Below are 21243 nucleotides of genomic sequence, written 5' to 3' on the forward strand. Positions count from 1 at the left end.
GCTACATCACCGACCGCCAGCTGCCGGACAAGGCCATCGACCTCATCGACGAGGCCGCGGCCATGATTCGTACGGAAATCGACTCCCTGCCCGCGGACCTTGACCATATCAACCGCAAGGTCATGCAGCTGGAGATTGAGCGCGAGGCCCTGAACCGCGAGACGGACGAGAAATCCCGCGAACGCCTGCGCAAGCTGGAAAAGGAACTGGCCGCCCTGCGCGAGGAACAGGCTTCGCTCACCGCGCAGTGGGAGAGCGAAAAGGGTTCCATTGAGGACGTGCGCAAAATCAAGGAGGACATCGAGAAAACCCGCCTTGCCATTGAGGAAGCGGAACGCTCGCTGGACTACAACCGCGCGGCGGAGTTGAAATATTCCACGCTGCCGGACCTTGAAAAGCGCCTTGCCACCTACGAGGGCGAACACGGTGACGAAACCCCGCGCCTCTTGCGCGAGGAGGTCGGCCCTGACGATGTGGCGCAGGTTATCTCGCGCTGGACGGGCATCCCCGTGGCGCGCCTTTTGGAAGGCGAGCGCGAAAAGCTCCTGCGGCTGGAGGACCAGCTTCATGAACGCGTGGTGGGGCAGGACCAAGCCGTCACTGCCGTGGCGGACGCCGTCCTGCGCGCCCGCGCCGGGCTCAAGGACCCAAGCCGCCCCATAGGGTCGTTCATCTTCCTTGGCCCCACGGGCGTGGGCAAGACCGAACTGTGCAAAACTCTTGCGCAGGCGCTCTTTGACACCGAGGAAAACATGGTCCGGCTGGATATGTCCGAATACATGGAAAAGCACACCGTGGCGCGCCTTATTGGAGCGCCTCCCGGATACATCGGCTACGACGAGGGCGGCCAGCTGACCGAAGCCGTGCGCCGCAAGCCGTACTCCGTGGTGCTCTTTGACGAAATCGAAAAGGCGCACCCCGACGTGTTCAACACGCTGCTCCAGATTCTGGACGACGGCCGCCTGACGGACAGCCACGGCCGTACGGTGGACTTCAAGAACACCATTATCATTATGACGTCCAACCTCGGCTCCCAGTATCTCTTGGAGGGCATCCAGAAGGACGGTTCGCTGGCAGACGGCGTGGAGGAGCGCGTGATGGACACCCTGCGCGGCCACTTCCGCCCGGAATTCCTGAACCGTGTGGACGAGGTGGTGAACTTCAAGCCGCTGCTGGCCGAGCAGTTGAAGGCCATCATTGAACTGATGCTGACGGGCCTGCGCCAGCGCCTTGCCGAGCGCAAGATGACGCTGACGCTGACCGACGCGGCCAAGGCGCTTATCGCCGACGCGGCCTACGAGCCTGCCTTTGGCGCGCGCCCCCTGCGCCGCTACCTGCAGGCCCACGTGGAGACGCCCCTTGCCAAGGCCATCATCGGCAATACGGTGAGCGAGGGACAGGACGTGGTGGTGGATGCCGCCGAAGGCGGCCTGCGTATCGGCTAGCGCGGTGGCGGGCGGCGCGCCCGGCCTCCGTATGGTCTGTACGCCCCATAAAGGCGACGACTGCGCGGCTTGGCTTGTGGGAAGCCTCACTCAGGGCGACACGGCGTTGCCTGCTTGGGCCAACGGCGTTTCGTCCCCGCGCGGCAAACGAAAAGCATCTATCAAATACAGAGTGAATCACCCCACAGGGTGACAGCAACCACGCCCCGGCGGAGAGTGTCTCCGCCGGGGCACCTTTTTGTGTGGCCCCGCGTCACGCCTCGCCAGATTCGAATCGGCGTTGACGCGGCAGGCAGGAGGGCGCCCAACACGAAAAGCGCCCGGACAGGTGGACTGTCAGGGCGCTTGCAGTTTTGGGGAATTGCCGTATCGTGGCGCGGCGTTGCCGATCTTTGAAAATATGGCCTGTGGCAGGGCGTTTGCGGGATTTATCCGCTGCTGCGCGGTGGCCTCTGTGGCCCCGCCTGATGGGCGGCGTTGTCAAGCGCGGTCCCGGTCACTTCGGATTGCGGCGGTGCCTAGGCCACGGTTGGGCGTATTCTGCATGAGGCCAGTACGCCGAAGCGGATGCCCCGGCGTACGTTGCGTCTGTTCACGCTGAGCCGATAGAATTGGACACAGGGAGGGTGCGTTGAGCGCTCCCACCGTCTCCCACTCCCACCTGTTACCACTTGCCGATGGTGATGGCGCTGTGCAGGAAGGTGACGATCTTTTGGTCGTACTTGCCGCTTTGGGCCTTGAGCTGGGCCACGGCGTCCTTGGGCTCCATGGCTTCGGCGTAGGGACGCTTGGAAATCATGGCGCAGTAGGAGTCCGCAATGGCGCAGATGCGGCCAAGGGGCGAAATGTCGGATTTTTTGTTCGGGTAGCCGGAGCCGTCAAGGCGCTCGTGGTGCTCCATGATGCACTGCTGCATCTCGTCGTATTTCAGCCCCAATTTGAGGGCCATCTTGGAGCCAACGAGGGGGTGCATGTTCACCTTGTTGCGCTCGTCCTGCGTCAGGGATTTGGTCTTCTCGCGGATGAAGGCGGGAATTTTGGACATGCCCATATCGTGCAGGAACAGGGCAACGGTGACCTTGTCGTACACGCGGCGGTTAAAGCCGCCGGGGTAGACCCTGCCAAACAGCCAAAGTCCCAGACTGCCGGAGCTGAAGCTGTGGTGGGCGAGGGTGTGCTCCTTGTGCAGGCGGCGGGTAAAGGCCTTGATGCGGTTCAGGTCGCCCCACAGGTACTCGGTAAGGACCATCAGATCGCCGTAGAGCTTGTCAAACACGGCCTGCACCGGCTGCTCAAGGAATTCATTGATGCGGTCCGTCAGGGCATGACGGAAAATCTCCGCGATTTCCGCTTCCTTGAGGTGCTCGTCCTGCAGCACGAGGTCCAGCTGTTTACTGATGTGCTTGGAGTAGATGTGGTGGTCACTGCGGGCAAGGAAGATGTTGCCCTCCGCGCAAAGTTCTGCAAGTTTCTCCTGCTCGTCTTTGCCCACGCGTTCCCCGGTCTTTTTAAAGATGAGGATTTGGGCCACATCCTCCTTGAGGATGTAGATATTGAGCGGCGGACGAAACTTGGGAAAGCTGGACAGGATTTCAGGAGTGATCTGGTAGTATTCCTCGTCCAGATTATCCAAAATGCCTGATTTTGGTGAAGCCATGTGCGTCAGTACCTCGTAAGCAGGATTGTAGGAAACGTTTGCCGCAAGAATGTCGAGGTTCAAGCGGCCTCAAGTCACGTGGATAACACACTTTGCCTGTGTGAGGAAGCCTGCGAAAAGGCCCTTTTGCGCGGGGACGCGGCGCGGGGCGGCTTTGTCACCGCATTTTGCGGGCAGCGGAAAAGTGTCCTGCATGGGGCGGGGGAAGTCAATCCTTGCAAAGCGGTAGGAATGCAGCCGCTGTGGATGCGCCCCTGCGTGTGAATGGTCTCTTTTATGGCCGGCGTGGCGTGGCCGACGCCGTATCTGGTGACGCTTCATCGCTGTAGTGTCCCGTTCTTGCTCATTTTCTGCACAACGTTCCGTGCTTTTTTGCTGCATTTTGCAGTTGGGGTCAATTCTCCGGGGAGTGTGGCAAGGCGGGGCCATTTCCCGAAAAGGCGTGAATGGCTGGCATTTCCCCTTGACATGCTCACCTTGTTTGGTGGTAATTTGTGGTAAAAGGTGGGTATGGGTGTATGCCATGAGCATGTTTAGAGGACATTCCTATAGAAGCCTCGACCCCAAGGGTCGGCTTATGCTTCCTCCGGAATTCCGGTCGGCTGCGGCTGATATGGAGTCCGGCGAATGTCTTATGCTCACGAATTTTGACGGCTGCGCCGTCGGCTACCCCCTCCCCGAGTGGGAACGCATCGAAGAGAGTTTTAACCGGATTAATATGCTCGACTCGCGCCTGCGCAATTTTCAGCGCTTTTTCATCTCCGGCGCTATGGAGGTGAAGCTGGATAAGCAGGGGCGCATCCTTATCCCTCCGCATCTTAGGCACTACGCGGGGCTGGAGAAGGACGTGGTCATCGCCGGAGTCGGGAGAAAGTTTGAAATATGGAACACGGACACCTTTGAGGCCAAGCGCCGCGAGATGGAGTCGAGCTTTGACGACGACATGTCCGCGCTGGCGGAAAAGGGGTTCGAACTGCGGCTGTAGAGGCGCGCGGGGAGAATGATTATGGGTCAGCAACAGCACGACCCCGCAAAGGTGCACATTCCCGTCCTGAGGGACGAGGTGATAGAGCACCTTGCGCCGCGTCCCGGTGGCCGCTATCTGGACGGCACCCTCGGAATGGGGGGCCATACCGAGGCCATACTCGACGCGGCAGGCGGCGAGGCCGAAGTCGTCGGCTGCGACCGCGACGCACAGGCACTTGCCCTTGCGCAGGAGCGGCTGGACCGCTTTGGCGACAGGGTTCACTTTGCGCACTGCCGCTTTAGTCAGTTTGAGCGCGCGCTGGATGAGTTCGGCTGGAACGAACTCGACGGCGCGCTTGTCGACATTGGCGTCTCGTCCCTGCAGATTGACGACCCCGAACGGGGATTCAGCTTTCTGGAGGACGGGCCGCTGGATATGCGTATGGGCACGCTGGGGGACAGCGAAACCGCATCCGCCATCGTCAACCGCGCCCACGTGGACCGATTGAAGCAAATCATCGGCCGCTACGGCGAGGAGCCCATGGGTGGGCGCATTGCCCGCGCTATTGAGGAAGCGCGGGCCAAGAAGCCCATCGAAACCACCCTTGAGCTGGCCGCCATCGTGGAAGGGGCCTACCCGGCCAAGATGCGCGCCAAGTCGCGCCTGCACCCCGCCACAAGGACCTTTCAGGCCCTGCGGATGGAGGTCAATCAGGAGCTGCGGGAGCTTGAGGACTTTTTGGAGCGCGTGGTGCCGTACCTGAAGCCGGGTGCCCGGCTTGCGGTCATCTCGTTCCATTCCCTTGAGGACAGGATCGTCAAGCGCTTCTTCCAGCGCGAGGCCAAGGGATGCCTGTGCCCGAGGGAGCAGGTCATGTGTATATGCGGCCACTCGCCGCAGGTGAAGATTCTGACCCGCAAACCCGTGACGGCCAAGGATGAGGAACTGGCCGTGAATTCGCGCTCGCGCAGCGCCAAACTGCGCGTGGCGGAAAAACTTCAGGAACAAGAGCCAGGAAGATGAGGGGATTCAGGGACTGGCGGAGCCCCGCCGCAGCAACACTGCTGCTGACGTCCCTGCTTCTTGGCCTTGCGATGGTCTGGTGCAACATCGAGCGGATGGACCTCGCCTACAGCCTCAAGGAGCAGCAGGATGCGCTGGACGAGAGGCTGGCCTTGGTCTCCAAGCTGGAGGTGGAGCGAGATAATCTGCTCTCGCCGCACAGGTTGCGGCGTAAGGCGCGCGAACTTGGCCTTGGGCCGGGCGCGCCCGGTCGCATCAGACGCATGCACGATGGACTGGCGCATGATGAACCGCAACATGGAGAGCGTCCCTGATGGCTGCCTACTCGCCCCGTCATGCCAAAACGCGCGACTGGTGCCGAATCCGGCTCGTCGTGGTTGGGGTGGCGTTTGGCCTTTTTTGGCTTGGGTTGTGGGGGCGCGCCTTCTCGGTGCAGATTCTTGATGGCGAGCGCCTCGCCAAGCGGGCCAACAGGCAGCATCTGGCCAGTGAATTCACTAGTGGGGAACGGGGGCGGATCTTTGACAGCCGCGGGCGTGTACTGGCGCAGAGCGTCCAGTGCCGTTCCGTTTTTGCGCGGCCTCTTGATGTAGAGGACCCGCAGCGTGCCGCGCGCGAGCTTTCGCGCGTGCTTGGCATCTCCTCGCGGCAGTTGTACGAGGACCTCACCGCCCATCGCCCCTTTGTGTGGCTGGAGCGGCAGGTGAGCGACCGCGAAGCCGCGGAGGTGGATAAGCTGGACTTTCCCGGCGTGCACCTCGTCACCGAGTATAAGAGACTCTACCCCAACGGCCATCTGGCCGGTCAGCTTCTGGGCTTTTGCGGCCTGGACGGCACCGGGCTGGAGGGCCTTGAGCTGTCCCTGAACGATGCGCTGACGGGCCAAAGCTCCAAGACCATCGTCCAGCGCGACGCGCGCGGGCGCATGCTCTACCTCAATGGCGACATGGAGGACTCCGGGCGTGGGCAGGACGTGCACCTCACCATCGACGCGGACATTCAGGCCGTGGCCGAACGCGCCCTTGAGCGCTCCGTCACCCGCTACAGCGGCAAGTCCGGAACCTGCCTTGTGGTGGATGTCGACTCCGGCTCCATCCTCGCCTGGGCGCAGTACCCGTATTTCAATCCCAATATCTACGGTCAGTACGGGCCGGACATCTGGCGCAACCGCATCGCACTCGACGCGCTGGAGCCCGGGTCCACCTTCAAGCCCTTTGTCATCGCCGCTGCGCTGCAGGAAGGCGTTGTGGCGCCGGACACCAAGCTGGACTGCGAGGGCGGGCGCTACCGCCTTGACGGCGTCACCATCCGCGATACCCACGACTACGACGATCTGACCGTCTCGACCATTCTCAAGAAGTCCTCCAACATCGGCATGTCCAAGATTGCCTTGGAGCTTGGCGCGGAGCGGTTCTACACGTATCTGCGCCGCCTTGGCTTTGGCGAACGCCTTGATATGCCCCTTGCCGGACAGAGCCGGGGCATCCTGCGCGACCCGGGCCGCTGGCAGCGGGTGGACACCGCGTCCATCGCCTTTGGTCAGGGCATTGCCACCACGGCGCTGCAAATGGCGCAGGGCTACCTGTGCATCGCCGACGGGGGCGTACTGAGGCCGCTGCGCATCGTGGAAAACGCCGCGCCGCAGGCTCCCAGCCAAAAAGTTTTTGATTCGACAGTGACGTCGCAGGTGTTGCGTATGCTCCGCGATGTGGTGGAGGCGGACGGCACCGGACGCCGCGCACGCATCGACGGCATGGATGTGGGCGGCAAGACCGGCACGGCGCAGAAGGCATCGGCCGCCGGCGGCTACGGCAACAAGTATCTGGCCTCGTTCGTGGGGCTGTTTCCTGCCGAAACGCCGCAGTATCTGGTGATGGTAATGGTTGACGAACCGCATCCTCAGCATTACGGCGGCGTGGTTGCCGCTCCTGCCGTGAGGGACATTGCGCTCGGCGCTATGGCGTACCTTGGCGAGTTGCCCGACGTGGCCGCCAAGAACGCCTTTGCCGCCGGCAAAGGAGGGTCAGCATATGGTCGGACGCTTCCTCGTAGAGTGCATCGCAAGGCTGTTCCCATCACTGACGCCGCAGCGGCCGCACGCGCCGTGCCCGACGTTGTCGGAATGCCCCTCAGGCAGGGCATCGCAGTTTTCGCAAACGCAGGGGTTATGCCGGACCTCCGCGGTAAAGGATACATCATCGGCAAGCAGAGCCCCGCGCCGGGAACGCCGTGGAAAGACGCACGGCGGGCAGTCCTGTGGCTGTCCGACGCGCAGGGGCGGAGTTGATGCGAGCATGAAGAATATATGGAATACGCTTGTCCAGGCTGTCTCGGACGGGCTGATGGTACGGTCGGACTCCCGTCAGGTGAACCCTGGCGAGGTCTTTGTTGCTGCCCCCGGCGCCAGTGTTGATGGCGCCGCGTTTATCCCCAGCGCCCTTGAGCGCGGGGCCAAGTGGATTGTGGCCCGCCCGGGCACCACGCTGCCAGACGGCGCAGACGCCACGCTGGTGGAGCACGAGGAGCCGCGAAAGGCCCTTGGCGAGCTGGCCGCCGCCTACTTTAAAACCGCCGAGCACGGGCAGACCGTTATCGGCATCACGGGCACCAACGGCAAGACCACCGTCACATACATGTTGGAGCACGTCCTTGCCGCCGCAGGCCGCAAGGTTGGCGTTATTGGCACCGTGAACTACCGCTGGCCCGGCTTTGCGCTGGACGCGGCCATGACCACGCCGGACTGCTGGCAACTGCATGAAATCATGGCCAATATGGCCGCCGCAGGTGTGGACACCGTCATCATGGAAGTTTCGTCCCACGCCCTTGATCAGGACCGTGTGGCGGGCCTTGGCTACGACGTGGCCGTGCTGACCAACGTCACGCAGGACCATCTGGACTACCACAAGACCATGGACGCCTACTTCAACGCCAAGGCGCGCCTGTTCACCGACGTGCCGAAGGCGGGCAAGACCACGGTCATCAACGTGGACGACCCCTACGGCCGCATTCTGCTGGACCGCTGTCCCGACGCCATCGGCTACGGCCTGTACTACCCGGCAACGGGCGAGGCGCGCGGGCTGTGGGGCGACATTGTGTCCTGCGATTCGCGCGGGGTGCACCTGTCCATGAAGTTTGGCGAGGAGCGCTGGGAACTCCAGTCCCCGCTTATCGGCAAGCACAACGCGTCCAACCTGCTGGCAGTGCAGGGCGCGGCCCTTGCCCTTGGCGTGAAGCCCCGCCGCCTGAAGGCGCTGGAGAAGTTCTGTGGCGTTCCCGGACGCCTTGAGCGCATCGACAACCGCCGCGGGCTGAATGTGTTCGTGGACTACGCGCACACGCCGGACGCTTTGGAGAACGTGCTTTCCAGCGTCAAGGAACTGGATTTTAAGCGCCTGTTTGTGGTGTTTGGCTGCGGTGGCGACCGCGACCGCGCCAAGCGTCCGCTCATGGGTGAGGCCGTCAGCCACTACGCCGATGTGGCGGTGCTGACTTCGGATAACCCGCGCAGCGAGAATTCCGTCGCCATTATGAATGATGTGCGCCCCGGTTTGTCGAAGTGCAAGTACGTCATCGAGAACCCCGACCGCCGCGGCGCCATCACCGCCGCCCTTGGCGAGATGCGCTCCGGCGATGTGCTGGTCATCGCGGGCAAGGGGCACGAGACGTATCAGGAAATCCGCGGAACGCGTCTGCCCTTTAGCGACGCGCAGGTGGTCAGGGAGATCACGTCGTGAACATGACCCTCGCTCAGGCCGCAGCCGCCATGAACGCGTGTGGCGACATCGACCCTGCACTGCAGGAGCGCCACATTGCGGCGGTGCGTACGGACAGCCGGGCCGTCCGGCCCGGAGACCTGTTCGTCTGCCTGCCGGGTGCCAAGTTCGATGGGCATAACTTTGTGGAGCAGGCCGTGGCCAGCGGCGCCATTGCCGTGCTGGCCGAGCGGCCCCTGCCCGAGATCATGGACCGGGTGCCTGTGCTGATGGTCACGGATTCCCTTGCCGCGCTGGGCCGCCTTGGCGCGTACTGGCGCAGCCGGACCAGCGCCACCGTGGTGGCGGTGACCGGTTCTGCCGGCAAGACCACCGTCAAGGAGATGCTGGCATCCATCCTTGCGGAAGTGGGCGAGACGGCGCGCAACTACAAGAATTTCAATAATCAGCTCGGCGTGCCCATGTGCATGCTGGACTTTACCGGCGACGAGCGGTTCTGGGTGCTGGAGCTTGGCATCAGCCAGCCGCACGACATGAACGAGCTTGGCGCCATTGTCCGCCCGGACCGCGCGGTTATCGGCAATATCGGTCCCGCGCACTTGGAAGGGCTGGGCGACCTTGACGGCGTAGCCCGGTGCAAGACCGACCTCCTCGACTTTGTGGCGGAAGGCGGGCGCGCCTATGTGAGCATGGATTATCCCCAGCTGTGGCAGGCCGCGACATCGCGCTTTGCCTTGACGGTTGGGTTTTCCACCACGGGCCGGTCGGACCGGTTCAGCGCGCGCTACCTCGGCCATAACGAGGAGGGCGGGCAGTACGAACTGGTGCTGGACGGCGAGCGGGTGGACATCACCATGCCGCTGTGCGGTGCGTATCAGGCCGAGAACATGCTTGCGGCGGCAACCGCTGCCCATGACCTTGGCGCGGGACCGGAGCACATTGCGCGCGGCCTGCGTAGGGCGGCCCTGCCCGAGCACCGCAGCGCCTGCCTGCCCGTTGGCGGGTGGACCCTTGTGGACGACGCCTACAACGCCAATCCGCTGGCCATGCACCGCGCCGTTGACAGCGCGGCGGATATGGCCGGAAGCGCCCCCCTCGTTCTCGTCCTTGGGGCGATGCGCGAGCTGGGCGACACCGCGGCGGACCTGCACCGCGAGCTTGGGCGCGCCATTGCGGCGACCCCGGCGCAAGCGGTGTTCTATGAAGGCGAACACGCCGAAGATGTGGCCGCGGGCCTTGGCAATGGCGAGTGGCCGGGCCGGTTTGTCCGCCTGTCCTCGCCGGAGGCTTTTCCCGAAGCCTTTGACGCCCTCGGCCTTGACGGAGGCGTGGTCCTGTTCAAGGGCTCGCGCTCTACGCAAATGGAACGTTATGTCCAGTCCCTGTCGGACTGGCTCAGTAAAGAGAGCACAGCATGATCTATAATCTGCTTTACCCGCTTTCCAGCGATATAAGCCTGTTTAACGTGTTCCGGTACATCACGTTCCGGAGCGTCTGGGCGCTGCTGACGGCGCTGCTGCTGACCATTGTCATCGGGCCCGCCTTTATCCGCCTGCTCAAGCGCATCAAGTGCGGCCAGCATATCCATGAGGATGTTTCCGCACATATGTGCAAGGAAGGAACGCCCACCATGGGCGGCCTGCTCCTTGGTTTTTCCCTGCTCACGGCGGTGTTTTTGTGGGCGGATTTGACCAATGTGTATGTGTGGCTGGCGGTGTTTGTGTTTACGGGCTTTGGAGCCATCGGCTTCATCGACGACTACCTCAAGGTGGTGAAAAAGCAGAACAAGGGCCTTTCCGCCCTTGGCAAAATGTCCCTGCAGCTGCTGGTTGCGGGCATTGCCATGTTCTTTCTCATCCAGCAGCCCGCCTATGACACGCACCTCGCGTTTCCCTTCTTCAAGGGCCTGCGCCCTGACCTTGGGTGGTTCTACCTGCCCTTTGCTGTGCTGGTTATTGTTGGCTCGTCCAACGCCGTGAACCTGACCGACGGCCTTGATGGCCTTGCCATTGGCCCCAGCATTGTGGCGGGCGCGTGCTTTGCGGTGTTCGTCTATGTGTCCGGCCACTCGGAAATCGCCAAGTATTTGCAGATTTCCTACATGGCCGGAATGGGCGAAGTGACGGTGTTCTGCGGAGCGCTAGTTGGCGCGGGGCTTGGGTTTTTGTGGTTCAACGCCTACCCGGCGCAGGTGTTTATGGGCGATGTGGGCTCGCTGTCCATCGGCGCGACCCTCGGCTTCATCGCCGTGCTGTGCAAGCACGAGCTGGTGCTGGTCATCGTTGGCGGGCTGTTCGTCATTGAGACGTTCTCGGTCATCCTGCAGGTGGGGTACTTCAAGTTCACGGGCGGCAAGCGCATCTTCCGCATGGCGCCGCTGCACCACCACTTTGAGCTGAAGGGCATTCCGGAATCCAAGATCATCACCCGGTTCTGGATTCTGTCCATCCTGCTGGGCCTTTTTGCCCTTTCAACCCTGAAGCTGAGGTAGCCGGTCATGCAGACGCAGCTTGAGCAGACAATGACAGGCAACCGGGCCGTTGTGGTGGGCGCGGGAACCTCCGGCCGCAGTGCGGCCCGCCTTGTGCGCGCCCTTGGCGCGGACGTCACGCTTCTGGATACCAACGAGAACGCGCTGGACGACGCCCAGCGTGCGCAGCTGGAGGGCGAGGGCATTGCCCTGCGCTTTGGCCCTCACAAGCCGGACTATTTTGACGGCGCAGACACGGTGGTGCTGTCTCCGGGCGTGCCCGCACGTAAAATCCGCGCGCTGTTCCCCATGGATGTGGCCCCGGAGGTCATGTCCGAGCTGGAACTGGCCGGGCGCTACGCCAGCGGCCGCGTTTTGGCCATTACGGGCACCAACGGCAAGACCACAACCACGGCCCTGTGCGCCCACGTGCTGCGCCATATGGGCCTGTCGGTCTTCGAGGGCGGCAACATCGGCACGCCCCTGTCCGAGCATGTGCTCTCCGGACGCGAAGCTGACGCGCTGGTGCTGGAAGTGTCCAGCTTTCAGGCGCAGAACTGTACGTCCTTTCGCCCCGAAGTAGCGGTGCTCCTGAACCTTACCGAGGACCATCAGGACTACCACGCGGACATGGACGAGTACCTGCGCGCCAAGCTGAATCTGTTCGCCTTCATGACTGATGAGGACCTCGCCATTGTGCCTGCGGACATGCGCGAAAAGCTGGAGGAATACAGCTTCACCGCCGCGCGGGTGCGGTTTTTCGAGTCGACGGACCGCTTTGAGTGCGACAGGCTCCCCGGCGCGCACAATCAGGCGAACATGGAGGCCGCGTATCAGGCGCTGCGGCGCTTTGGCGTCAACGAGCGCGATATGCGCGAGGCCCTTGCGACGTTTGAGCCGCACCCCCACCGCCTTGAGCGGGTGGGCGAGCATGCGGGCGTCACCTTTGTGAATGATTCCAAGGCGACGACCGTGGCGTCCCTCAAGGCCGCGCTGGAGGCCTTTGAACAGCCTGTGTTGCTGCTGGCCGGCGGCAAGTACAAGGGCGGCGACCTTAAGGCGCTGGCTCCGCTGTTGCGGCGCAAGGTGCGCGCGGTGTGCCTGTTTGGCGACAGCCGCCACATCTTTGAGCAGGCATGGGCGGGCAATGTGCCGCTGGCATGGGAGCGCGACATGGAGGGCGCGGTGCGCCGCCTGATGACATGGGCGGAATCCGGCGACGTGATGCTGCTGTCTCCGGCCACGGCCAGCTATGACCTGTACAACAACTACGGTGAACGCGGCGACGACTTCCGCCGCATATTCAACCTGTTGGAAGAGGAGCTGTAGAACATGGCGAAAGCCGCCGCAAAGACCGCACCCGGCAACCAGCGGGAGAAGGGGCAGGGACAGCGCTTTGATTATGTGCTGCTCTCCGCCGCGCTGATGCTGCTGTGCACGGGCATGGTCATGGTCATGAGCGCCTCGGGCGTGATGGCCGGGCGGCAGCTGGGCGACCCCTACATCTTTTTCCGCAAGCAGGCGCTGTTTACGCTGGCGGGCCTTGGGGTGATGACGGTGTGCTTTTTCACCTCGCGCAAGGTGTTCTACAAGCTGACCTACCTGTGGCTGTTTGGCGCCATGGCCCTCATCCTGCTGACGCTGACGCCACTTGGGGTGGAGGCGGGCGGCGCGCGGCGCTGGCTGCGCTTTGGCGGGCTGTCCCTGCAGCCGCTGGAGTTCAGCAAAATCGCCCTTGTGTTCTACTTGGCCTATTTTTTCAGCCACAAGCAGGACCTCGTCAAAACCTTCAGCGTGGGGTTTGTGCCCCCGGTTTTTGTCACGGGCACGTTGTGTCTGCTGCTTCTGCTGCAGCCGGATTTCGGCGGGGCCGTGTTTCTGTGCGGAATTCTTTTTCTTATGAGCCTTGTAGGCGGGACGAGCCTCGTGTACCTCGGGTCCTCCGTCCTGCTGGCGGCGGGCTGCGCGTGGATGCTGGTCATCCGCGAGCCGTACCGCGTCAAGCGGTTGACGGCCTTTTTGCACCCCTTTGAGAATGCACAGGATTCAGGGTATCAGCTTGTGCAGTCGCTCTACGCCTTTGGCTCCGGCGGCTGGACGGGCGTTGGCCTTGGTGCAGGCAAGCAGAAGCTCCTCTTCCTGCCCGAAGCGCACAACGACTTCATCATGGCCGTGGTGGGCGAGGAGCTGGGCTTTCTCGGCGTCTCGCTGGTCTTCGTCATCATGGGGACGCTCATTTGGCGCGGCTTTGCCGTGGCCTGCGCGCAGGAGGATGCGCAGGATAGGTTCACCGCCCTTGGCATGGTGCTCATCCTCGCCATGGGCGCGGTGATGAATATGGCCGTTGTTCTTGGCGCTGCGCCGCCCAAGGGCGTGCCCATGCCCTTTATCAGCTACGGCGGCTCCAGCCTGTTTGTGACCTGCATCTGCGTCGGCATGCTGCTGAACCTGTCGCGGAGAAAGAATTGATGATTGAACGCGTCATCCTGACCACCGGGGGAACCGGTGGACACATATTTCCAGCCCTCGCCGTGGCCGAGGAGCTGCGCCGCCGTAATCCGGACGTGCGCATCCTCTTTGTCGGCGGGCGCTATGGCCGCGAGTCCCAGTTTGCGCAGGACGCGGGACTGGACTTCATCGGCCTGCCGGTCCGGGGCATCCTCGGGCGCGGCATCAAGGCTGTGGGCGCGCTGGCCGTCATGGGCGGCGCGGTGTTGCGCGCCCTTGGCATCCTTGGGCGCTTTGGCCCGCAGGCCGTCATCGGCTTTGGCGGGTACGCCTGCTTTGCCCCGGTGCTGGCCGCGCGCCTGCGCGGGGTGCCCTGCGCCGTGCACGAACAAAACAGCGTGCCCGGTGCGGCCAACAGGTTCCTGTCGCGCTTTACCAAGCGGGTGTTTGTGAGCTTCCCGGACGAGCGGGGCGCCTTTGCCCCGGACAAAACCGTGGAGACAGGCAACCCCGTGCGCGAAGTCATCCGCGGCCTCGCGGACAAAACCGTGGAGGAAGCCGGAACGCGCCGCGTTTTGGTGGTGGGCGGCAGCCTTGGCGCGCGGGCGCTGAACGACGCCGTTATCGCCAGCCTGCCGCACCTGCGTGAAAAAGGCATTGAGCTGTGGCACCAGACGGGCGACGCGGACCACGAACGCGTGAAAAGCGCCCTTGAGGGCGACGGCGCGGGCCTCTTCCGCGTGGAGCCGTTTATCCGCGACATGCGCGAGGCCTACGACTGGGCGGACATCGTCCTGTGCCGCTCCGGCGCGACCACGGTTGCGGAGCTGGCGGTGGCGGGCAAGCCCAGCATTCTTGTGCCGTTCCCCCACGCCACGCACGACCACCAGACCGTGAATGCGGGATTTCTGGAAAAGGCCGGCGCGGCGGTGCTGCTGCCGCAGGCAGAGCTGGAAGGGACGGACCTTGCCGCGCGGCTGGACGACATTTTTCAGGAGCCGGGCCGCTTGGCCCGTATGTCCGAGGCGGCACGAGCCCTTGGCGCGCCGCAGGCGGCCGGGAAACTGGTCGACGAGATCGAGGCAATGATCAACGCATAAAGCATGCATAACGGGGACCACCCCGGAAACGATACAAGTGGCTGCATGAAGAACAAAATTAAGAAAATCCATATGGTCGGCATCGGCGGGTCCGGCATGAACGGCATCGCCGAAGTGCTCATCAACCTCGGCTACGAGGTCGCAGGCTCTGACCTTGCGGACAATGCCGTAACGCAGCGCCTGAAAAGCCTTGGCGCAACCGTGCATCAGGGCCACGCCGCAGAGCACCTCGGCGACGCCGATGTGCTGGTGAAGTCCACCGCCGTCAGCGAGGACAACCCGGAGGTTGTGGAAGCCCGCCGTCAGGGCATTGCCGTCATCCCCCGCGCGGAGATGCTGGCGGAGCTGATGCGCCTGAAGCAGGGCATCGCCGTGGCCGGAACCCACGGCAAGACCACCACCACATCGCTGCTGGCCACCATCTTTACCGAAGCGAAGCTGGACCCCACCGTCATCATTGGCGGCATGCTCAACACCTTCGGCTCCAACGCGCTGCTGGGCGAGGGCGAATACCTTGTGGCCGAGGCCGACGAGTCCGACGGCTCGTTCCTGTGCCTTGCGCCCATTGTCACCGTGGTCACCAATATCGACATGGACCACATGGATTTTTACGCGGACATGGACGCCATCCGCGAGAGCTTTGTCAGCTTCATGAACAAGGTGCCGTTCTACGGCATGAACGTGGTCTGTGGCGACAACCCGGTGGTGCGCGAGATTCTCCCCCGCATCAAGCGTCCGGTGATGGTCTATGGCCTTGGCGAGGACTGCCAGTTGCGCGGCGTCATCAAGGAGTGCGAGGCCGAAAGCTGCTTCGACGTCTACTTTGAGGGCGAATACTGGGGCGAAGTGGTGCTTGGTCAGCCCGGCCACCACAACGTGTTGAACGCCCTTGGCGCCATTGGCGTGTCCATTGAGGCTGGCCTGTCCAAGGACGCCATCATCCGCGGCCTGGCCAATTTCGGCGGTGTTGGCCGCCGGTTCGAGCGCAAGGGCGAACGCGACGGCGTGTTGGTGGTGGACGATTACGGCCATCATCCCACGGAAATCATGGCGACCCTCGACACCGCGCGCCAGTGCTACCCGGACCGCAGGCTGGTTGTGGCCTTTCAGCCGCACCGCTTCACACGCACGCAGGCCCTGTTTGGAGAATTCTGCAAGGCATTCAGCCAGGTAGACACATTGATGCTCACCGAGATATACCCCGCAAGCGAGAAGCCGATTCCCGGCGTGAGCGGGCAGAGTCTTGCGCAGGGCATCCGGCAGGTGTCGGAGACGGATGTGCAGTTCTTTGAGGATTTCGACGCCCTGTCGGGCGCACTGCCGGAGACGCTCCGTCCCGGTGATGTGCTGCTGACGCTGGGCGCTGGGAATATCTGGACCATCGGCACGCAGTGGCTTGACGGCTCTAAAGGATAGCAGACGAGAGGGAACAATGGGACTCAAGGTTCTTCCGGGACCGAGCATGCAGCAGCGCACCACGCTTCGCCTTGGCGGCACCGCCACGGCAGAGATCGTTGTCGGGCATGTCAACGATCTGGATGAGCTGCCCGGAGCGCTGGAAAAGCTGGGTGTGCCGCCGCTCATGTTGGGCAAAGGCTCCAACCTGCTTGCCCGCGACGGCGAGCTCCCCCTTGCTCTTGTCCGCGTGCCCGAGCCGGCAAAGCCGGAGATCGTCGGTTTTTCCGGCGACCGGGTTACCGTGTGCGCCGATGCAGGAATGGGCCTGCCTGCCTTCCTGTCATGGGTGGCGTCCAAGGGCCTTGCCGGTATGGAAGGGCTTTCGGGCATCCCCGGCACCATCGGCGGCGCAGTGGCCATGAACGCCGGATCCTACGGCACGGACATGAGCCGCGTTATGCGGCGGGTTCTGCTGTTTTCCCCGTGCTGCGGCCTGCGCTGGGCGGACCGCGAGGATGTGCTGACCGGCTACCGCCACTTTGCCCCGCGCACCGTGGACGAGTGGTTCCTCGTCATGGGTGTGGAGGTGGACCTCAAGGAGGACAGCCGCGAGGCCATTAAGTCCCGTATGGCCGAGACCATGAACACCAAACGCGCGTCCCAGCCGCTGGAGGCATGGAGCGCCGGATGCGTGTTCAAGAATCCGCAGGCCAACTCTGCCGGCCGGCTGCTGGATGAAGCGGGATTCCGCGGACGCCAGCTTGGCGGCATGGCGTTCTCCGAGCGGCACGCAAACTTTTTGGTGAACACGGGTGGCGGGACCAGCGCCGACGCCCTTGCCCTCATTGCGGAGGCGCAGAGCGCCGTATCCCGCACACACGGGATAGACCTTGAGCTGGAAGTGAAGGTCATCCCATGAGCGCTGCGCGCGCTGTCCACACGAGGCGCGCAGCGGGCAGAAACGGCAGAAATCGTCCCCGGCGGACAGGGGGAACCCGGATACGCCCGGGAAAGGCCGTTGTCTGGTTCTTTGTCATACTGATGGGAGCGGTGCTTGTCGGCACCATCAGCCTTGGGCTGCTTGTGGGCTTTCGGTGGGTGACCACCAGCCCCTTCTTTGCCCTGCGGTCCATCGAAGTGGTGGGCTGCACGCGCCTGACGCCCGAGGAAGTGGTGGACCTGTCCGGAGCCGAACTTGGGGACAACGTCCTTGAGCTGAAGCTGCCGGACATCGAGGAAAGCGTCTTTGCCCACCCATGGACCAAGGTGGTGATGGTCCGGCGCATTTTGCCCGGACAACTGCGCATCACCATTGAGGAACGCCACCCGGCCTACTGGATTCGTACCGTGGAAGGGCTGGCGTACGTGGACGCGCAGGGCGAGGTCATCGACAAAGTGGGCGCGGACCGGTTGGTGCCGCTGCCGCTTCTGGACATCGCCGAGGGAGCCGAGGAGGACGTGGACATCCTGCCCGAGTTTCTGCAGGCGGTGGTGCACACGGGGGTGCCGGTGACTGCGCAGGCAGCCAGCTTCATCCACGTGGGCACGCGCTCCGTGAAAATGATTTTTGACGACCCTTCGCTCACGCTGGTTGTGGAACGCGAAGGCTGGAAAAGGAATATGCACAGGTTGGGCCTGGTCTGGAACGACCTTGTGCGGCGCGGTGAAGCGCCGAACGTTGACGTCATACGCGTCGTCGGCGGCAAGGTTTTCGTCCGGGCCTAGAGCCTGTCCCGCCATGTGCGGGAGACATACGGAAGGAGAACGGCATGGCCAAGTCAGAACTCATAGTCGGTCTGGATGTCGGCACCACCAAGATTTGCGCGGTGGTCGGCGAGCTGACCCCCGATGGTGTCGATGTCGTTGGTATCGGCACCAGCCCGTCCCACGGACTGCGCAAGGGTGTCGTCGTGAACATCGAGCAGACCGTCCAGTCCATCAAAAAGGCCCTCGAAGAGGCCGAACTGATGGCTGGATGCGACATCCGCTCGGTGTATGCGGGCATCGCGGGAAGTCACATCAAGGGCTTCAACAGCCACGGCGTTATCGCCGTCAAGGGAGGCGAAGTCGCCCAGCGCGATGTCGAACGCGTCATCGACGCAGCCAAGGCCGTTGCCATCCCCCTTGACCGCGAAGTGCTGCATATCCTGCCGCAACAATACATCGTGGATGACCAGCGCGGCATTCACGACCCGGTGGGTATGGCTGGTGTGCGGCTGGAAGTGAAAGTGCACATCGTCACCGGCGCGGCAACCTCCGCCCAGAACATCGTGCGCTCCTGCCATCGGTCGGGGCTGGATGTGGCGGACATCGTGCTGGAAGCTTTGGCGTCGTCCAAGTCCGTGCTCACCGAAGAGGAGCGCGAGATTGGCGTCGCCCTTGTGGATATCGGCGGAGGGACCACGGATGTGGCCATCATCTCCGAGGATTCCATTAAACACACGTCGGTTCTTGCCCTTGGCGGGGCGAACCTGACCAATGATATTGCCTTTGGCCTGCGTACCCCCATGGCCGCAGCGGAACAGATTAAAATCCGCTACGGCTGCGCGCTGGCCGAACTGGTGCCCGGCGATGAGTTCATCGAAGTGCCAAGCGTTGGCGACCGCGAACCGCGTCGCCTGTCGCGGCAGGTGCTGGCCGACATCTGCGAGCCGCGCGTGGAGGAAGTCCTCGCCCTCGTGGAGCAGGAACTGGCCCGCTCCGGCTTCAAGGACAAGCTTGGCGCCGGCGTCGTCCTCACGGGCGGCACGGCCCTCATCGAAGGCGTTCAGGAACTGGGCGAACAGATATTCAACATGCCCACACGCATCGGCTACCCCCGAGAAATCGGCGGCCTGCGCGATGTGGTCAACAGCCCCATGTACGCCACCGCAGCCGGCCTGCTCCAGTACGGAGCCGAAAAGGAAGGCACGGGGCAGAACTTCAGCATGCGGGATGAAGGGATGTTCAACCGCATCTTGGGGAAGATGCGGAAATGGTTCATAGATGTGAAATAGCGGGGATTTTGCGCCCGTCATGCCAAAGGCGGGCTCACCCTTGGGGAAGGAAGGAGGATACGCATGGATTATTTGGAACTTGAAAACGAAAGCGCGGCGAAAATAAAAGTCGTCGGCGCGGGTGGCGGCGGCGGTAACGCTGTCAACAACATGATCAATTCGGCCTTGAAGGGCGTCACCTTCATTGCCGCAAACACGGACGTTCAGGCCCTGAACAAGTCCCGCGCCGAGTTCAAGATTCAACTCGGCGAAAAGCTGACCAAGGGCCTTGGCGCAGGCGCGGACCCCGAAGTGGGCCGCGAAGCCGCCACAGAGAGCATCGACCAGATTCGCGAGAGCCTCATGGGCGCGGACATGGTCTTTGTCACCGCCGGTATGGGCGGCGGCACCGGTACCGGTGCGGCTCCCGTCATTGCCGAGGTGGCCAAGGAAATGGGCGCCCTGACCGTTGGCGTGGTGACCAAGCCCTTCTACTTTGAGGGCAAGCGCCGTCTGGAAAGCGCCGAACGGGGGATTAAGAACCTCTCGGACAACGTGGACAGCCTCATCACCATCCCCAACGACAGGCTGCTGTCGCTGGCGTCCAAGAAGGCCACCTTCCTTGACATGCTCAAGAAGGCTGACGAGGTGCTCTACTACGCCGTGAAGGGTATTTCCGATCTCATCATGGTTCCCGGCCTTATCAACCTCGACTTTGCCGACGTGAAGGCCGTCATGGCCGAGTCCGGCCTTGCCATGATGGGCACCGGCATTGCGCGCGGCGAGTCCCGCGCCCGCGAGGCCGCCATGAAGGCCATCACCAGCCCGCTGCTTGAGGACGTCTCCATCGACGGTGCCCGCGGCGTGCTGATGAACATCACCTGCGGACCGGACCTTGCCATTGACGAAGTGGCCGAGGCCGCAAGCACCATCTCCGAGGCCGCGCACGAGGACGCCCGTATCTACTTCGGTACCGTCTTCGAGCAGGAAGCCAGCGACGAGATGCGCATCACCGTCATCGCCACCGGCATAGAGACCAAGCAGCAGGTGCCTGTTTCCGGCAACGGCGACGCGTTGTCCATGCTCAAGGGCATGCAGGGCGGTTCGGCCAAGAGCATGCGCACCGGCGGCGGTGGGAGCGGCGCGGCAGGTGCCCACCACGGGCAGAACGCGCCCCAGCCGGCCCAGCCACAGCAGCAGAACATGACCACGCCCAAGACCCTGTCCCGCGAGGACAGGCTCCGCCGTGCGGAACAGTTCGCCAAGAACGACCCGGACCTCCAGACGCCGACATACCTCCGCCGTGGCAAGCGGGGGCAGGGCGCTGGCACCAACCCGCAGGTGGGATCGCAGGGAACGGAGGATTTCGTCTTTGACGAAGATGACTTCGAAACTCCCGCATTCCTGAGGGCTCAGGCCGACTAAGCAACTATGGGTATCCTCCCCGGTGAGGCCCGGAAGCTGTGTGTATTCCCCGCAGTGTTTTCCGGCCTCCGGGCTTCACACCCCCGCTGCGGCGGGGGACGGGGCATCCTGCGTCATATGGAGACTGAACGGATTTGAGACGGAAACCTCGCAAGAACATCTTTGCCGATCCGAAGCGCGTTCGGAAAAAGCGTATCTTCGCCGCCGCCTTCCTTGCTGTGGCCGCCTGCTTTGTGCTGGTGACCGTAGCCCTTTCCCCGCAAAGCGGCGGTTCTCCCGAACGTGTGGCGCAAACGGCGCACACTGACGGCAGCACCGAAACGGCGGAAACCACCGCAGGTGGATGCTCCGCCAAACATGATGCCGCCACTCCCCCGCCCGTGGCGGACGCGCCAGCTCCCAAGCCGGCGCCGGTGTGCGAGGTTATCAAGGCCACCGTCAAAAGCGGCCAGACCGCGACGGCGCTCCTCGGGGATTGGCTCTCCCCGCTCGATATCCACAATCTCTCCGCCCTGTGCGACAAGGCCTTCCCCCTGTCCCGCATGCGCGTGGGGCGTCCGTACGCCATCACCACGCAGGACGAGGCCCTCAGGCGCTTTGAATACGAAATCGACAACGAGGA

The 21243-nt window shown here is 63.2% G+C and carries 17 protein-coding genes and 1 pseudogene; 17 read left to right on the forward strand and 1 reads right to left on the reverse strand.

The features are described 5' to 3' along the window. Positions 1 to 1445: AAA family ATPase (locus ACY69P_RS02700; protein WP_462326494.1), on the forward strand; the 1445-nt coding region annotated here is incomplete at its 5' end. A gap of 664 nt (positions 1446 to 2109) precedes the next feature. Here the strand turns inward: ACY69P_RS02700 and ACY69P_RS02705 are convergent. Beyond that, positions 2110 to 3165: an HD-GYP domain-containing protein gene (locus tag ACY69P_RS02705; RefSeq protein ID WP_462326495.1), complete on the reverse strand. Its 1056-nt coding sequence runs from the start codon at positions 3163 to 3165 to the stop codon at positions 2110 to 2112. A 466-nt stretch (positions 3166 to 3631) separates the two neighbouring features. Between ACY69P_RS02705 and mraZ the strand changes: the two genes are divergently transcribed. The 16 genes and pseudogenes from mraZ to ACY69P_RS02785 all read left to right on the forward strand — a co-directional run. Further along, the gene (mraZ, locus tag ACY69P_RS02710; protein WP_404846053.1) at positions 3632 to 4087 is read left to right on the forward strand and encodes a division/cell wall cluster transcriptional repressor MraZ; all 456 of its coding nucleotides are present in this window, start codon (positions 3632 to 3634) and stop codon (positions 4085 to 4087) included. 21 nt (positions 4088 to 4108) lie between these two features. Then, on the forward strand, positions 4109 to 5092 hold the full coding sequence (rsmH, locus tag ACY69P_RS02715; protein WP_459898352.1) for a 16S rRNA (cytosine(1402)-N(4))-methyltransferase RsmH: 984 nt from the start codon (positions 4109 to 4111) through the stop codon (positions 5090 to 5092). After that, positions 5089 to 5406 carry a hypothetical protein gene (locus ACY69P_RS02720; protein WP_459898354.1) on the forward strand — a complete coding sequence of 106 codons (318 nt, stop codon included), beginning with the start codon at positions 5089 to 5091 and terminating at the stop codon, positions 5404 to 5406. The genes rsmH and ACY69P_RS02720 overlap by 4 nt, the downstream gene beginning before the upstream one ends. Beyond that, the gene (locus ACY69P_RS02725; RefSeq protein WP_462326496.1) at positions 5406 to 7379 is read left to right on the forward strand and encodes a penicillin-binding transpeptidase domain-containing protein; all 1974 of its coding nucleotides are present in this window, start codon (positions 5406 to 5408) and stop codon (positions 7377 to 7379) included. Before ACY69P_RS02720 ends, ACY69P_RS02725 begins: the two co-directional genes overlap by 1 nt. A 7-nt stretch (positions 7380 to 7386) precedes the next feature. Then, positions 7387 to 8826, forward strand: a complete 1440-nt coding sequence (locus tag ACY69P_RS02730; protein ID WP_404845939.1) for a UDP-N-acetylmuramoyl-L-alanyl-D-glutamate--2,6-diaminopimelate ligase — start codon at positions 7387 to 7389, stop codon at positions 8824 to 8826. 2 nt (positions 8827 to 8828) lie between these two features. Continuing rightward, positions 8829 to 10223, forward strand: coding sequence for a UDP-N-acetylmuramoyl-tripeptide--D-alanyl-D-alanine ligase (locus tag ACY69P_RS02735; RefSeq protein ID WP_459900078.1), 1395 nt, complete (start codon positions 8829 to 8831; stop codon positions 10221 to 10223). Beyond that, on the forward strand, positions 10220 to 11296 hold the full coding sequence (gene mraY / locus ACY69P_RS02740; RefSeq protein ID WP_462326497.1) for a phospho-N-acetylmuramoyl-pentapeptide-transferase: 1077 nt from the start codon (positions 10220 to 10222) through the stop codon (positions 11294 to 11296). The genes ACY69P_RS02735 and mraY overlap by 4 nt, the downstream gene beginning before the upstream one ends. 6 nt (positions 11297 to 11302) lie before the next feature. Further along, a complete protein-coding gene (murD, locus tag ACY69P_RS02745) occupies positions 11303 to 12604 on the forward strand; it encodes a UDP-N-acetylmuramoyl-L-alanine--D-glutamate ligase (RefSeq protein ID WP_462326498.1) in 1302 nt (433 codons plus the stop codon). A 3-nt stretch (positions 12605 to 12607) separates the two neighbouring features. Beyond that, a complete protein-coding gene (gene ftsW / locus ACY69P_RS02750) occupies positions 12608 to 13744 on the forward strand; it encodes a putative lipid II flippase FtsW (protein WP_462326499.1) in 1137 nt (378 codons plus the stop codon). Positions 13745 to 13746: 2 nt separating this feature from the next. After that, on the forward strand, positions 13747 to 14823 hold the full coding sequence (gene murG, locus ACY69P_RS02755) for an undecaprenyldiphospho-muramoylpentapeptide beta-N-acetylglucosaminyltransferase (protein WP_462326502.1): 1077 nt from the start codon (positions 13747 to 13749) through the stop codon (positions 14821 to 14823). A 45-nt stretch (positions 14824 to 14868) separates the two neighbouring features. Continuing rightward, entirely contained in the window at positions 14869 to 16239 is a 1371-nt protein-coding gene (gene murC, locus ACY69P_RS02760; RefSeq protein WP_462326500.1) for a UDP-N-acetylmuramate--L-alanine ligase, read from the forward strand. Between the two features lie 16 nt (positions 16240 to 16255). Beyond that, positions 16256 to 17140, forward strand: coding sequence for a UDP-N-acetylmuramate dehydrogenase (gene murB, locus ACY69P_RS02765; RefSeq protein ID WP_459898367.1), 885 nt, complete (start codon positions 16256 to 16258; stop codon positions 17138 to 17140). Between the two features lie 122 nt (positions 17141 to 17262). Then, entirely contained in the window at positions 17263 to 17946 is a 684-nt protein-coding gene (locus tag ACY69P_RS02770; RefSeq protein WP_459898369.1) for a cell division protein FtsQ/DivIB, read from the forward strand. Between the two features lie 44 nt (positions 17947 to 17990). Next, the gene (gene ftsA, locus ACY69P_RS02775) at positions 17991 to 19217 is read left to right on the forward strand and encodes a cell division protein FtsA (RefSeq protein ID WP_462326501.1); all 1227 of its coding nucleotides are present in this window, start codon (positions 17991 to 17993) and stop codon (positions 19215 to 19217) included. A 63-nt stretch (positions 19218 to 19280) separates the two neighbouring features. Further along, positions 19281 to 20621: a cell division protein FtsZ gene (gene ftsZ / locus ACY69P_RS02780; RefSeq protein ID WP_459898371.1), complete on the forward strand. Its 1341-nt coding sequence runs from the start codon at positions 19281 to 19283 to the stop codon at positions 20619 to 20621. 134 nt (positions 20622 to 20755) lie between these two features. Then, positions 20756 to 21243 (forward strand): annotated as a pseudogene (locus ACY69P_RS02785) (hypothetical protein); the annotation flags it as partial.

It is taken from the genome of Desulfobaculum sp. (assembly GCF_054921475.1).

Excerpts from the sequence above, each read along its gene's own strand:
- mraZ (WP_404846053.1), top strand. The coding sequence starts at position 3,632 with ATGTTTAGAGGACATTCCTATAGAAGCCTCGACCCCAAGGGTCGGCTT.
- rsmH (WP_459898352.1), top strand. The coding sequence starts at position 4,109 with ATGGGTCAGCAACAGCACGACCCCGCAAAGGTGCACATTCCCGTCCTG.
- ACY69P_RS02720 (WP_459898354.1), top strand. The coding sequence starts at position 5,089 with ATGAGGGGATTCAGGGACTGGCGGAGCCCCGCCGCAGCAACACTGCTG.
- ACY69P_RS02725 (WP_462326496.1), top strand. The coding sequence starts at position 5,406 with ATGGCTGCCTACTCGCCCCGTCATGCCAAAACGCGCGACTGGTGCCGA.
- ACY69P_RS02730 (WP_404845939.1), top strand. The coding sequence starts at position 7,387 with ATGAAGAATATATGGAATACGCTTGTCCAGGCTGTCTCGGACGGGCTG.
- ACY69P_RS02735 (WP_459900078.1), top strand. The coding sequence starts at position 8,829 with ATGACCCTCGCTCAGGCCGCAGCCGCCATGAACGCGTGTGGCGACATC.
- mraY (WP_462326497.1), top strand. The coding sequence starts at position 10,220 with ATGATCTATAATCTGCTTTACCCGCTTTCCAGCGATATAAGCCTGTTT.
- murD (WP_462326498.1), top strand. The coding sequence starts at position 11,303 with ATGCAGACGCAGCTTGAGCAGACAATGACAGGCAACCGGGCCGTTGTG.
- ftsW (WP_462326499.1), top strand. The coding sequence starts at position 12,608 with ATGGCGAAAGCCGCCGCAAAGACCGCACCCGGCAACCAGCGGGAGAAG.
- murC (WP_462326500.1), top strand. The coding sequence starts at position 14,869 with ATGAAGAACAAAATTAAGAAAATCCATATGGTCGGCATCGGCGGGTCC.
- murB (WP_459898367.1), top strand. The coding sequence starts at position 16,256 with ATGGGACTCAAGGTTCTTCCGGGACCGAGCATGCAGCAGCGCACCACG.
- ACY69P_RS02770 (WP_459898369.1), top strand. The coding sequence starts at position 17,263 with ATGGGAGCGGTGCTTGTCGGCACCATCAGCCTTGGGCTGCTTGTGGGC.
- ftsA (WP_462326501.1), top strand. The coding sequence starts at position 17,991 with ATGGCCAAGTCAGAACTCATAGTCGGTCTGGATGTCGGCACCACCAAG.
- ftsZ (WP_459898371.1), top strand. The coding sequence starts at position 19,281 with ATGGATTATTTGGAACTTGAAAACGAAAGCGCGGCGAAAATAAAAGTC.